12 protein-coding genes and 1 tRNA gene are annotated in these 13523 nt (G+C 45.1%); 4 read left to right on the top strand and 9 right to left on the bottom strand.

Annotation, left to right across the window (positions count from 1 at the left end; genetic code table 11):
* Window positions 1-12: 12 nt before the first annotated feature.
* The 7 genes from FHQ23_RS02770 to mltA form a co-directional block, all read right to left on the bottom strand.
* On the bottom strand, window positions 13-1299 hold the full coding sequence (locus FHQ23_RS02770) for a tetratricopeptide repeat protein (protein WP_139612948.1): 1287 nt from the start codon (window positions 1297-1299) through the stop codon (window positions 13-15).
* 3 nt (window positions 1300-1302) lie between these two features.
* Window positions 1303-2052, bottom strand: a complete 750-nt coding sequence (mtgA, locus tag FHQ23_RS02775) for a monofunctional biosynthetic peptidoglycan transglycosylase (protein ID WP_139612949.1) — start codon at window positions 2050-2052, stop codon at window positions 1303-1305.
* Entirely contained in the window at window positions 2052-2357 is a 306-nt protein-coding gene (gene trpR, locus FHQ23_RS02780; RefSeq protein ID WP_139612957.1) for a trp operon repressor, read from the bottom strand. Before trpR ends, mtgA begins: the two co-directional genes overlap by 1 nt.
* Before the next feature lie 57 nt (window positions 2358-2414).
* Complete coding sequence (locus tag FHQ23_RS02785) at window positions 2415-4385, bottom strand: transglycosylase SLT domain-containing protein (RefSeq protein ID WP_176552238.1); 1971 nt, start codon at window positions 4383-4385, stop codon at window positions 2415-2417.
* Window positions 4386-4518: 133 nt separating this feature from the next.
* A complete protein-coding gene (gene znuA, locus FHQ23_RS02790) occupies window positions 4519-5556 on the bottom strand; it encodes a zinc ABC transporter substrate-binding protein ZnuA (protein WP_139612951.1) in 1038 nt (345 codons plus the stop codon).
* Window positions 5557-5591: 35 nt separating this feature from the next.
* Complete coding sequence (gene tcdA / locus FHQ23_RS02795; RefSeq protein ID WP_139612952.1) at window positions 5592-6365, bottom strand: tRNA cyclic N6-threonylcarbamoyladenosine(37) synthase TcdA; 774 nt, start codon at window positions 6363-6365, stop codon at window positions 5592-5594.
* Between the two features lie 3 nt (window positions 6366-6368).
* Window positions 6369-7466: a murein transglycosylase A gene (gene mltA / locus FHQ23_RS02800; protein WP_139612953.1), complete on the bottom strand. Its 1098-nt coding sequence runs from the start codon at window positions 7464-7466 to the stop codon at window positions 6369-6371.
* Window positions 7467-7710: 244 nt separating this feature from the next.
* Here mltA and FHQ23_RS02805 point away from each other — a divergent pair.
* Window positions 7711-7787, top strand: a tRNA-Met gene (locus tag FHQ23_RS02805).
* A 72-nt stretch (window positions 7788-7859) separates the two neighbouring features.
* Here the strand turns inward: FHQ23_RS02805 and sixA are convergent.
* The gene (gene sixA / locus FHQ23_RS02810; protein ID WP_139611540.1) at window positions 7860-8327 is read right to left on the bottom strand and encodes a phosphohistidine phosphatase SixA; all 468 of its coding nucleotides are present in this window, start codon (window positions 8325-8327) and stop codon (window positions 7860-7862) included.
* 214 nt (window positions 8328-8541) lie between these two features.
* Here sixA and pyk point away from each other — a divergent pair, with 214 nt between their 5' ends.
* Complete coding sequence (gene pyk / locus FHQ23_RS02815) at window positions 8542-9981, top strand: pyruvate kinase (RefSeq protein ID WP_139612954.1); 1440 nt, start codon at window positions 8542-8544, stop codon at window positions 9979-9981.
* Between the two features lie 109 nt (window positions 9982-10090).
* Complete coding sequence (locus FHQ23_RS02820; protein WP_139612955.1) at window positions 10091-10699, top strand: DUF1287 domain-containing protein; 609 nt, start codon at window positions 10091-10093, stop codon at window positions 10697-10699.
* A 112-nt stretch (window positions 10700-10811) separates the two neighbouring features.
* On the opposite strand, the gene ycaO is transcribed toward FHQ23_RS02820, so the two are convergent.
* Window positions 10812-12569, bottom strand: a complete 1758-nt coding sequence (gene ycaO, locus FHQ23_RS02825) for a 30S ribosomal protein S12 methylthiotransferase accessory factor YcaO (protein WP_139612956.1) — start codon at window positions 12567-12569, stop codon at window positions 10812-10814.
* Between the two features lie 221 nt (window positions 12570-12790).
* On the opposite strand from ycaO, the gene FHQ23_RS02830 reads away from it, so the two are divergent.
* Window positions 12791-13132 (top strand): YegP family protein, encoded by a 342-nt coding sequence (locus FHQ23_RS02830; protein WP_139608905.1) that lies wholly within the window; start codon window positions 12791-12793, stop codon window positions 13130-13132.
* The last annotated feature ends 391 nt before the right edge of the window (window positions 13133-13523 follow it).

Genomic DNA, 13523 nt, shown 5'->3' on the forward strand with positions numbered 1-13523 from the left:
GATCAACAGACCCTAGTCACTGGCTTTTCTGATCCGAACCGCACTTTTGCCCTCGGCAATGCCTTGCAGATAACGCCACGGTAAATTGCCCTCAATTTTGCCGTTTTTCACCACCGTTTGGTAATGGCAAATGGTGGTTCGTTCACGATAATTAAAACTCCCGTCTTTATTGATAAAAGGATCGATCTCACTTTCAAGTGTCCAAACCACCGCTGTTTTATCCGGAAAATTCACTGGTGCACTAAAATGCGGGCAGCCTTCATTATAACCGATGGTCAATTTATTCAACCCATGCGGATTGGGGCTGGGTAAATCCGCTGCGCCCATAAAACCAAATAGTGAGTCATGCTGCAACATATGATCACGTGCTAGCGGCCAAATATAACTTCTCAAGAAATATTGATCAGCAAAGCGCGAATCCATTTTTTCTTTTTTCATATAATCCTGAATCAGCATCAACATTGACGGTAAAACGCCAGCAACTGCCCCCCATAAACCAGCCAACATTACTTCGGTATGCGAACCACTGTCACGAATCATATGAAATGCTTTTTCACTGTTTTGCCACGCCTTAACGGCTTCCGCTTCTCGCTGTGAAATAACCGAATCAGCATCACGGAAAATCACCCGCTCGACCTCATCATCATCTAGTGCCAAGAAACGCCACATCGTAGCCGGTAATTTTTTCTGTTCAGTGCTGACATACACAATTTCAACAGCATCATACTGGGTTAAGCGCTGAACCACCGACTGCGGTACGCTATTATCAAGATAAAAACGGCAGATCCAATCCGGGTAAATTCTCGCTCGCAACTCAGCATTCATCACCGCAGGTTCACAATAAATTGGCGAACTACCATATAACGAAAACGCAATGATCTTTTTATGACCGCACTTTTGCCCATTCGGCAACGTATTCAACTCAAATTTTTTATCACAAAAACGTTTGTCACGAATTTCCAATGCGGCTTTACCGTAAATCTTCACCAAATCAAACTTACCAAGTTCACTACAGGCGTGCGATAGCGCATCATAGGCATTTAAATTTTGGCTATCCAGCCTTAGTGCTTGCCCTGCCGCATCAATTGCACTTTGCCAATTCCCCAACTTGATATAACAACTGGATAAATTGCTCCACTTTTCTGCCGACGGTGCAAGACCGAGCAATTGCTGTTGCAGTGTGATGGCAAGTGCATACTGACCTTTTGCATAGGCTGTAAAAAACTTCTGCTCTAATTCACGCAACAACCGTTGCCGTTTATTCTGATTTGTGCGTTGAAAAGGGATCATTTTTTTCATGACTCACTCCAATTTCTGCAAGAATGCTCTGCCGCCCAACGCATTCATCTGTTGTATAATCCATTGTTGTTTACGCAGCACTGCGGCAGACGGTTTGTCGGCTCGATATAAAATCGGATTCGGCAACACCGCCGCCAACAATGCCGCTTCACTGGCATTCAAGCGTGCCGCTGATTTTTTGAAATAGTGTTGCGCCGCTGCTTCAACACCGAAAATCCCGTCGCCAAATTCGGCGATATTCAGATAGACCTGCAAAATCCTGCGTTTATCCCACAACAGCTCTAACATCAAGGTGGTCGGCACTTCAATCCCTTTGCGCAACCAGCTCTGTCCGTGCCATAAATACAGGTTTTTGGCGGTCTGCTGTGAAATGGTTGAAGCACCACGGGTGCGATTTGAGCGAGCATTATAATCCAATGCCAATTGTATCGCTTCAAAATCCAAGCCGAAATGTTGATCAAAACGTTGATCTTCCGCGGCAATCACCGCTAGCTGCATCTGCCAACTGATGTTATCCAATGAGACCCAGTCGTAATGCAATTCATAACTGAAATCGGCGCTGAACCAATGCCCCAGTTTTTGTTGCAGCATATAGGCGGAAAACGGAACCGGTACAACACGTAAAAGTGCGGTCAGCAACACTATCGCTGCCAGTCCCCGCACTAGCCATTTGCATAAAAAACGTGCGGTATTTCGTCGCCAACCGCACTTTCTGCCTGAAAAAAATCTTTTAGTGCGAAAATATTTTGCCATCAATGCCTTAATAACCACTGCAAAAACTCATCCGGCATGGTTTTTAACATGTTTGAACCGCGCGTGATGGTGGCAGCACTGGTGTTTAATTTCTGCTGAATCTCACGTTGTGACAGGTTCTTACTTAATAATTCATGAATAATATTAACCCGCAACCCAAAAGCATCACGCTCGTCGGCGGTCAATAACAAGGTCAGCAACTGCTCCTCCCTGCCATCAACAAACGCCTGACGCAGCAGCTCGACAAACTCACTCCACTGCTGTTGTTTGCTTTTTGAAGCAATATTCGACTGATTTTTTTGCATATTTTTTAGCATATTTTTTAGCATAGACACGCTCTTTCTGCTGTTCGTACTGTCGCACTAGTATAATCGATCGGCTTCTATTTTGGCGAATTTTATTCGTGTGTTGCCGGCGAGCATTTGATAATAATAATCAAAGGTCAACACATTCTGTACATAACCGCGCGTTTCGTAAAACGGAATCGTAGCGATAAACTCTGCCATGCTCAAACGCCCGCCAGCACGATTTAGCCAACGATCGACCCGACTGCTGCCAGCATTGTAAGCCGCAGCAATAAAAATACGGTTGTTACCAAAACGATCTGCCAACTCTTGCAAATGCTGCGTACCCAACATGATATTATCAAAGCTATCAAATAGTTGCCGTTCATTATTATATGGCAAGCCAAACTTATCCGCTGTCGCCTTTGCGGTACTCGGCAACAACTGCATTAAGCCACGTGCATTGGCGTGAGATTGCGCATGCGGATCCCAAGCACTCTCTTGGCGTGCAATCGCCAGTGCAAAATTCGGGCTGATCGATTTGCCTTGCAAATTCAATTCAAACCACAACGAATAGGCAAACGGTAGTCGTTGCGTCAAATAGTCCCAGGCTTTGGCTTGAATGGTCGCCTGCACCCCGAATTCATACCATTGTTTGCGATTGGCATAATCCGCCAACGCAATTTGTGTCATTTTTTGTTGCTGCGCCAATAACTGCGACCAGCTTTGTTTGGCTTGAGAATATTGCCCCACAGCAATCCACTCCTCAATGCGTTCCAATTCTGCCACCAATGGCTGCAACCCCATTTCAGCTTGCGCTTGATCCAACAAGGCAAAGTGCGGTTGGTAATCTAGATTCAACTGCTCAGCCGCTAACATCGGGTAAAAACCACGCTCTTGCGCCAATTGCTGCCACTGTTGTCGAGCTTGGGTTTTGCGACCTTTTTTATCATCATCAAATGCTTGCCAAAAACGCCACTCTTGTTGCGATCTTGCCTCGTTTGACAACAAATTCAGCCAGCTGGATAAATCCTGCTGCGCCAAAATCGCCAAGCGGATACGGCGCTCAGTTAAGTTGTCTTGCTTTAATTGCTGCAACTGCTGGTCACGCCAATGCTGAAGCTGCGGATTGTCGGCGTCAAACAGTTTGCTGATCAACGCACTGCGCCAGGCGGCGGTTTGCTCGGCATTCAAACTGAACCGTTGACTCCACTCGGCATATTCCGCAAACGGATCCTGTACTGAAATTTGGCTTTCCGCCAGCTGATTCACATAACGCGGAAAAGTTTGGCGAATAATCTCGGCATTTTGCACATCAACAGCTGCCGTTTGTACAAACAAAGTTAATGCTTGTGGATTGGTGCGCAACTCGACCAAATTCTCCAACCAAGCGGTCAAAACCACATCGTCGCTTTGGTTACGCAGATGCCGCAGCACACCATCACTGCCCTGCGCAAACGCCAACATCGCACGTTGTCGCACCAAATCCTCAGTTTGTTGCCCTGCTGCTTGCCACAAACTGAAAATATCATCACACGCTGTCGGCAGCGAAGTGCCATTTAGCCATATTTCACTGACCGGCTGCCAGTCCATTGCCGAAAGCGCAGTTTGACGGGCTTGTGCTGAAAAATAGATACAGCGCGATATTCGATCCTGTGGTGGTGTCGCGCTGAATTGTAAAATGCCATGCCAATCCTGCCGCTGTTGTAAAGTTTGGTACCAAGTGCGGTCTAGATTTTTTTCCGCCGCCAATGTGGGATATTGTTGTGCAAATTGCGCGATTTTTTGTGCCGAAAGCTGTGATGTATCACGAATTAAGCGTTGATATTGTAGATCAGGCAGCAGTGGATAGCCTTCCAGACGGGCAATCAATCGATCTACCACAGCAAACTGATTGTTTGCCGCAGATAACGGTAGCAGCGCTTCGGCTTTTTGGTAAATCTCACGCTGTTGTTCCCTCGTTAAGGGTGTCGATGGTTCGGCTAAAACCGGTGCCTGTAGCAACATCCCGCCAAACAAGCTGCAAATTATCCCGATGTTCCACTTCATACTTTCTCCGATAATGATTAAAAACAGCAATAAAAAACACCTCGTAGATTTCAGCATTCGCCAAAACAATACAAGGTGTTAGACTGCTACAGCCATTAAAAATTCGCTAAGTTCAACTTATTAGCAAGAAAAACTATTTTGCTAAACACTGTGAAAAACTGTCCGCCAGCGATTGCAAATAATCGGTATATGCTGTTTTGCTTAATGCAATTTTTTCGCCCATCGGGTCGATTACGCCCAACGTAACTCCAGTATTTTTATGCAGCGTTTCCAGCAAGCGTGGGGTAAATTGTGGCTCTGCAAACAGACATTGTGCTTTATGCGCTTCAATATCTGCTTTGATTTCATTCAATTTTTTCGCTCCAGGCGCTACTGTCGGGTTGATAGTAAACGACCCTAAATGGTTTAAGCCGTATTGGCGTTCAAAATAGCCGTAAGCATCGTGGAACACATAGTAGCCCTTGCTTTTAATCGGATCCAACTGTTTTCTCAACTGTTGCTGTTTTGCGCTAATACTTTGTTTGAATTCGACTAAATTTTGTTGAATCAAATCTGCTTTTGCGGGATAGTTTTGACTTAGACGAGTCGCAATTTGCTCTGCAATTTTTTCACTGATATCACTGGAAAACCAAACATGCCAATCGGTTTGTAGCCCGCCATGTTGGTGATCGTGTCCATGTACGTGGTCATGGCTATGGTCATGGCTATGGTCGTGTCCATGTGCGTGGTCGTGGTCATGTTCATCTTGCAGCCCTGGCGGACCATCATGATCGTGAGTATGGTTATGACCGTGGTCGTGTCCATGATCATCTCCTTCCGCATGCACATGCAGCGCTTCACCTAACAGCTGTTGAATGCCGTCCATTTTCTCAATTTGCAGCACTTTTTTGGGCTCTAAGCGACCAATACTTTTACTGAGAAAGGTTTCCAAATCCTGCCCAACCCAGACCACCAGTTCGGCTTGTTGCAGTCGCTGCAAGTCTGACGGGCGCATATTATAGTCGTGCGGTGAAGCCCCTGTCGGCAACAATACCGAGGTTGAAGTGACACCGTCTGCCACCGCAGCGGCAATAAATCCCAGTGGTTTAACCGTTGTGACAATCTCTGCCTGGGCAGTGTAGGCAATAGTTGTGAGGAGCACGCCTGCCAATGATTTATTTATTATTTTCATGCTTTTTCCTTGTTAAGATTCGGGGTTATCCCCAATTAATTTGCTGGTTGGCTCAACAGCTTTTCCAGCACTCTGGCAACGGCAAAAAAACCAAAAGTCGCCGTCACCATGGTTGCCGCACCGAATCCGTTCGCACAATTCATACTCGCGGACAGTTGGCAATCACCTTCCATTTTCGGGAAGATAAGTGGTTGGGTCGAAAAAACGGTATCGACCCCAAATTTTCGTTTCGGATTCTGACTAAAATTGTACTGTTTGCGCAGTAATGACCGCACTTTTGCCGCCAACGGGTCTTGAATGGTACGGCTTAAATCGGCGATCTGAATTTGGGTCGGATCGGTTTGCCCGCCTGCGCCACCAGTGGTGATCACCCGAATTTTATTACGTTTACAATAGGCAATCAGCGCTGCTTTGACTTTGACACTGTCAATCGCATCAATCACATAATCAAAATCAGTGCGAATGTAATCAGCTATATTGTCCAGTGATAAAAAATCATCAATCAGCGTGACTTGACATTGCGGATTAATTTGCTCAATCCGCTGTTGCATAACTTCGGTTTTCAATTGCCCGATGTTGTCGCTCAGCGCATGCAACTGGCGGTTTACATTGGTGACACAAATATCATCCATATCGATCAAGGTAATTTTACCGATGCCACTACGTGCCAACGCCTCTACCGCCCATGAACCGACACCACCGATACCCACCACACAAACATGTGCCGCCGCCAATACGGACAACGCTTGCGGTCCGTACAATCGCCCAATACCGCCAAAACGGCGTTGGTAGTTATCCATTCTTTCCATATTCTATTTCAACAGCCAAACACGTCCGTAGTGCTTCATCAAACCTGCCCGATGTCCGGCATCATCACCGATACCTTGATAAAGATCGAAATGCTGCCCTTTAACCGCACCGCCAACATCCAATGCCACCATCAAGCGCAATTGATGTTGTCCAGTCCAGTTGCCTTTGTTGTCGATCAACGGTTCTTCTACCAGTAATACACTGCCAGATGGGATCACACTGCGATCGGACGCCAACGACGCCAACGGCACTAAGGGAATACCTGCCGATCCCCGCACTTTGCCATTGGGATCATTTTTAAAGAAGACATAAGACGGATTCTGCTCCAACAACCCCTGCAAACGTGACGGATTGCGGTTCGCCCAATCACGAATCGCTTGAATCGACATTTTCTCTTTTTCAATTTCGCCCTGTTCAACCAACAAACGCCCGATCGCCTGATATTTAAAACCGTTTTGTCCGGCGTAAGCGAAATAGTTCAGCGTACCATTGCCAAAATCCACATAGCCACTGCCCTGCACGCCGAGCAAAAAATTGTCCAACATCGAGTCACTGTATGCCAGCTCCATTCCTTTGCCGTTTAACGCACCGGCATAAATTTGTGCACGGCTATAGCGTTTATCTTGTGGTAAAGCATGAATTGGATGCTGATATTTACCTTGTGGCGTTTTACGCGCATGGATAACCGGTGAGAAATAACCGGTCATCAGCACATTTTGATAACCATCTTCCCCACGCATCTGCTGCAAATTAACACCGTATTGGTTAAGCTGCTCCACGTTCGCTCCCGACAACACCCAGCCGACCACCTTATTGTAAGTTGAGGCATAATTGTTCGCCATGCGTGGCGAAGTGTTTTCAATAATCGACAGTTGGGTTAAAAAATCCCCTTGGTTGACCACATTGCCTCGGTGAGCAACAGCTGAAACTGACACCAGATTTTGTGCCGGACTAATATAGCTACGACCTTGATACACCGCCCCCATTTTTTGATGCAGGCTGCGTTCATCCTGCTGAGTATTGCTTGGCGTAGAGCCACATGCAGATAAAAATAACATTGCCGAAGCAATCAACCCGAATTGAATCTTAGATTTGATCATGGATCCTGCACTTCCTGTATATAGCAACTAAAATTTGGCTAAATATGACTAAAGAGCAGTACATTAACAAAAAAGGGGGGGAAAATATAGAGGCGATCACCCCTCTTTCTAGCGACCTTTCGTTATAATGGATAATAAGCTGACAGATAATACACAATTTGATGTTTATTTCGACACTTAAAAAAATTTCCGAAAAAGTCGCTTGTATTATACTAAAAAAAGCGTATATTACGCCTCCTACAGACGCGGGGTGGAGCAGCTTGGTAGCTCGTCGGGCTCATAACCCGAAGGTCGTTGGTTCAAATCCAGCCCCCGCAACCAGATTTTAAAAAAGCATCTCATCACGAGATGCTTTTTGCGTTTAAAGCCAGCACAATTTGCATGATTATTCGATTAAACCTCCGGACGGTTGCTGCAAATAAACTCGCCCTGTTCGCCTTGCCATTCTATTTCGGCAATCGTGCCGGTACTGAAGCCAACCTGTTGCGGCGATTCACAAAGTGCGGTCACCAAGTCTTCCACAAACGGCAAATGGGAAACAATCAACACATTTTTGACTCCATCGCGACATAAATTGGATAGATAATCTACCGCCATGGTGCTGTTACCATAAGGCGTTACCGCCTCCCAGGTTTCAATTTCCGATGGCATATTGGTTGCGGTGCTTGCCGCCAAATGCTCATAGGTTTGCAAAGCACGGTTATACGGACTGACAATCACCCGATCAATATGGTTGGCAGCTTCAGTCAACCATTCTCCCTGTTCTTTCGCTTGCTGTATTCCATGAGCGGTCAAATTTCTGTCCGCATCGATTTTTGCCATCGTTTCGGCTTCGCCGTGGCGCATAATAAAAATTCGCATATAACCCCCTTCTCACTTTAATAAATCGTTTTAATCAAATTTTATGCTACTAAGATAACCGTTTGTAATGGCAAACAAAACAAAAATTTCCAGTTTGTGATCTCGATCTAAATTTAATTTGAGCGTATAATAACGCCAATTTTATCACTGATAGCAAGCTTTCTATCAAAACACGTAATATTTAATCAATAACCAATACTTTAGAGGTATGTTCATGTCTAGAAGACTGAGAAGAACGAAAATTGTTTGCACTATGGGCCCATCAACCGACCGTGATAACAATCTGGAAAAAATTATAGCGGCTGGTGCCAATGTCGTTCGTATGAACTTTTCTCATGGTACTCCGGATGATCATATCGGGCGTGCCAACCGCGTGCGTGAAATTGCGAAAAAATTAGGCAAACAAGTCGCAATCTTAGGTGATCTGCAAGGTCCTAAAATTCGTGTTTCTACGTTTAAAGATGGCAAAATTTTGTTAAATATCGGTGACAAATTCGTACTGGATGCCGATTTACCAAAAGGTGAAGGCAATCAAGACGGTGTCGGACTAGACTATAAAGAATTACCGAAAGATGTAGTCCCTGGCGATATTCTGTTATTGGACGACGGTCGTGTGCAATTGAAAGTGTTGTCTACCGAAGGCAACAAAGTATTCACCGAAGTCACTGTCGGTGGCCCGTTGTCAAACAATAAAGGGATCAACAAACTGGGCGGCGGTTTATCCGCTGACGCTTTGACAGCAAAAGATAAAGCCGACATTATCACGGCAGCAAAAATCGGTGTAGATTACCTGGCAGTCTCTTTCCCACGTAACGGTGCAGATTTGCATTACGCACGCCAATTGGCGACCGAAGCCGGCTTAAACGCTAAAATCGTCGCGAAAGTTGAGCGTGCCGAAGCCGTTGCCAGCGATGAAGCCATGGACGATGTGATCCTTGCTTCCGATGTCATCATGGTTGCCCGTGGTGACTTAGGGGTTGAAATCGGTGATCCTGAATTGGTCGGCGTACAGAAAAAATTGATCCGCCGTTCACGCCGATTAAACCGTGTCGTGATCACCGCAACCCAAATGATGGAATCCATGATCAGTAATCCGATGCCAACCCGTGCCGAAGTGATGGACGTAGCCAATGCGGTGCTGGACGGAACTGACGCAGTAATGTTGTCTGCAGAAACCGCAGCCGGTCAATACCCCGCTGAAACCGTTGCTTCAATGGCAAAAGTGTGTCTGGGCGCAGAAAAAATGCCAAGCATCAATGTTTCCCGCCATCGTATGGATGCGGTATTTAACAACATTGAAGAGTCTGTGGCGATGTCTGCAATGTATGCTGCTAACCACCTGCAAGGCGTCAGTGCCATTATCGCGATGACCAGCTCTGGTCGTACCGCACTTTTGATGTCGCGTGTCAGCTCCGGCTTGCCGATCTTTGCGCTTTCCCGTAATCAACAAGCGTTGAATTTAGCAGCGTTATACCGTGGCGTCACCCCGGTTTATTGTGAAGAAGCCAGCCGTACTGTAGAAGGCGCAAAAAATGCGATTGAACTGCTGAAAGATAAAGGCTATTTAGTTTCTGGTGATTTGGTATTGTTAACACAAGGTGACGAGCTTGCCGAAGGCGGCACTAACACTTGCCGTACTTTAGTGGTTGAATAATCACAAAATAATCAAATTACGCTTTTGATGATACTGATAAAACCTCTCGCCTAACACGAGAGGTTTTTTGTTTACTAAACCTTTATTTCGTAAGCATGAGGATATATCAATGATAAAAAGACTTTGTAGGTTATGTTGTGAGTTATGTTGTGAGTTATGTTGTGGGTTATGCTTCAGCCTACTGCTTGTTTCTCCTGTTTTAGCCGCCAATATAGACGGTAAACAATTGGTCAACGATGCCAGAAAACAGATTGGTGTCACCTTGTTTTATGATTCCGGCTATCAGCGTTTAGCCTATCCGATGGGCGATATTGCACAGTACAAAGGCGTTTGCACCGATGTGGTGATCCGTGCTTTACGTCATCAAAACCAAGATTTGCAACAACTGGTACACGAAGATATGAAAAAAGCGTGGAACAAATACCCTAAAATCTGGGGGCTGAAATCGACTGACCGCAATATCGACCACCGCCGTGTGCCGAATCTGGAAGCCTTTTTTAACCGCCATGCCAAAGTGCGGTCGCTAACCAAAATCGAAGATTTTCTTGCTGGCGATATCGTCACTTGGCGTTTGCCAAATAATGCGCCGCATATTGGCATTGTCTCAGACAAAAAGAGCCGTAGCGGTGTTCCATTGATTATTCACAATATTGGTTTTGGTACGCAGGAAGAGGATGTGTTGTTGAAATATAATATGATTGGGCACTATCGTTATTAATGCTGACAGGGCGGCGTAAAAGCCGCCCAATTGCTAATCAATTTTCAATTTAGTCACTGTTTAGCGGCGATAAAACCGCACTTTGGTACACATTATTTAGCACTTTGATATTTTAGCACTTTGATATTTTAGCACGTTGCAATTTCTGGTAGGCAGCAAGCAATTTTTGGTGTGCGCCAAACGTTGCCAACGACTCATCGCCTGCGATTAAATCATAGAACGGATTGCCGCCGTTGATCGCCGCCCAGCACGCTGCAACCGCACTTTCACCGTATAAACGCTCGAATACTACACGATATTGTGCCGGATCACGCTTGTCGTCTAAATACAGTTGCAGTGACTGAATCAAACAACGGTAGTAATTATTGCGCTCATCACTAAACACCGAAGCGCTGGTTTCCATTGTCCAGTTTGCCCAATCCAGCGCATTTTCCCAATCACCACAAGCAAGATAAAGCATTGATTTCAGCTCGCCGATTCGCAAGGTTTGCCAACCGGATTTTGGCGGCGCCACAATGCCGATAAATTCACGCACACGGGTAAAATCATCAATGCCTTGTTCATCTAACTGCTCCAATAATTCGAGATAAGTTTCCTTATCGTGGTGAAAGTGCGGTAGATCAAGCAAAATCTCACGCCACTCCATGCCCATATTATTGTTGGCATAGATCAAATCATCCACCGGATAAATATCCGACATGCCCGGCACAATAATCCGACAGGCGTAAACATCCAGATGGTTGTAATCCATGATATACACCTCTTGCTGCTCGGCATTGAAAATCGCCATCAAATTGGCAAATTCCTGCTCGGTACTGCCGGAAAAATCCCAATCAACAAAGGCATAATCACTCTGCTGTTTAAACAGATCCCATGAAATTAAACCGCTAGAATCAATGAAGTGTGTTTCCAAATTAGCATGTTCAGCCACATCCGCATTATCAAACGATGGCGGCATAAATACATCCAAATCTTTCAAGCTTCGTCCTTGCAATAGCTCGGTGACAGTGCGCTCTAAGGCAACTTTGAAATTCGGATGTGCACCAAACGAGGCAAAGCACGTGCCATTGCTTGGATTCAGCAAAATCACCGCAATCACCGGATATTGCCCGCCCAGCGAAGCGTCGTAAGCTAAAATTGGAAAGCCTTGTTTTTCAAGACTTTCAATTGCCGCTTGAATATGCGGATAGCGCGCTATCACCTCCGCTGGAATTTCCGGCAGACTGATGGCTTCGCTGATAATCTTGTTTTTCACATAACGTTCAAACACTTCCGACAAGCCCTGCACCCGTGCTTCATTTTCGCTGTTGCCAGCAGACATGCCGTTGGAAACATATAAATTGGCAATAATCGCTTGCGGAATATACACCGTTTGCTGATCAAGTTGGCGAATATACGGCATCGCCACAATGCCGCGTGCCGCATTGCCCGATTGTAAATCCACCAACTGAAGTGCGGTCAGCTCTTGTTGTGGATTGTAATATTGATGCAGATAATCATCTAATATTCCAACAGGCAGCTCGTTTTCATCCATGATCGGAAACCATTTTTCCGTCGGATAATGCACAAACTCCCCTTCGGCAATCCCATTGCCCAGAAAGAAATCGGCAAAAAAGTAGTTAGTGGAAAGGCGCTCAAAATATTCGCCCAATGCTGATGCCAGCGCTGCTTTTTTGCTGGCGCCTTTGCCATTGGTGAAACATTGCGGGCAATCCTTATCGCGGATATGCACCGACCACACATTCGGCACCGGATTCAACCAAGACGTTTCCTCAATATTAAAGCCCAATTGCTGCAATTTGCTTTGAAAACGCTGGATACTGTCTTCCAACGCTGCATCTTTACCAGTGATATAGGTTTGTTGCGTCATGCTAATCTCATCATCTTATTAACTAAAAAATAGAATTGAGCGGCATAATAGGCAAGAACCGCACTTTCAGCAAGAAACATTTGTGATCAAAGCTGATTTTTTATAACAAAAGCATTGAAATAAATTAAAAAAAAATTATCCTATCTAGCGTAGCTGGTGACGCAGATCGCAGGGAAAATCCTACGATTTTTTTAATTATTTTAAACGAAGGAGAGTAAACCATGGCACAAGGTTGGTATGAATTAAAAGTGGCAAAAGATGGACAATTTATGTTCAACTTAAAAGCAGCAAACAGCCAAGTCATTTTGACCAGTGAACTGTATAAAACCCGAGCAGCAGCGGAAAACGGCATCGCTTCGGTGCAAAAAAACGGTGCTGATCCTGCTGCCTATGAAATTCGGGTGGCGAAAAACGATAAGCCGTATTTCGTTTTGAAAGCCAAAAATCATCAAGAAATCGGTCGCAGCCAATATTACAGCTCAGAAGCCATCGCCAAAAAAGGCATTGCTTCAGTCAGCCGTAACGCCGCAACTAGCGTGATCAAAGATAAAACTACGGAATAATCAGAATCTTATTGCTAATCAGTCCCCAAAATTGGACTATTTAATAAAATGATTGGCTATTGTACCGGGCATAATTGTAGAAGACCAAACCCAATCTGACAGTCACCTGTTTAAAACAATGTGTCTGTCAGATTAATTTGAGCTGAACCATGATGTGATTGTTAAACGCAATATATTCCTACACAGCAGACTCGATTTCCTCTACTGTTTCAATAGCCTCCCCTAGTGTAATAATAAAGCTAATCTTTGCTAAACGCTACGAGAGTTCAGCAAACCTCTTGCAAGATCATCGTATTACCAAGAGATTTTTCTTATTTTGTAATAAAATTATATCAAGATTAGCTTTATTACCAAAATAAGCCTCCCTAAAAATCATTCTTTAAAACATACT

Source organism: Testudinibacter crocodili (assembly GCF_006228025.1).
In the GTDB taxonomy this organism is placed as follows: domain Bacteria; phylum Pseudomonadota; class Gammaproteobacteria; order Enterobacterales; family Pasteurellaceae; genus Chelonobacter.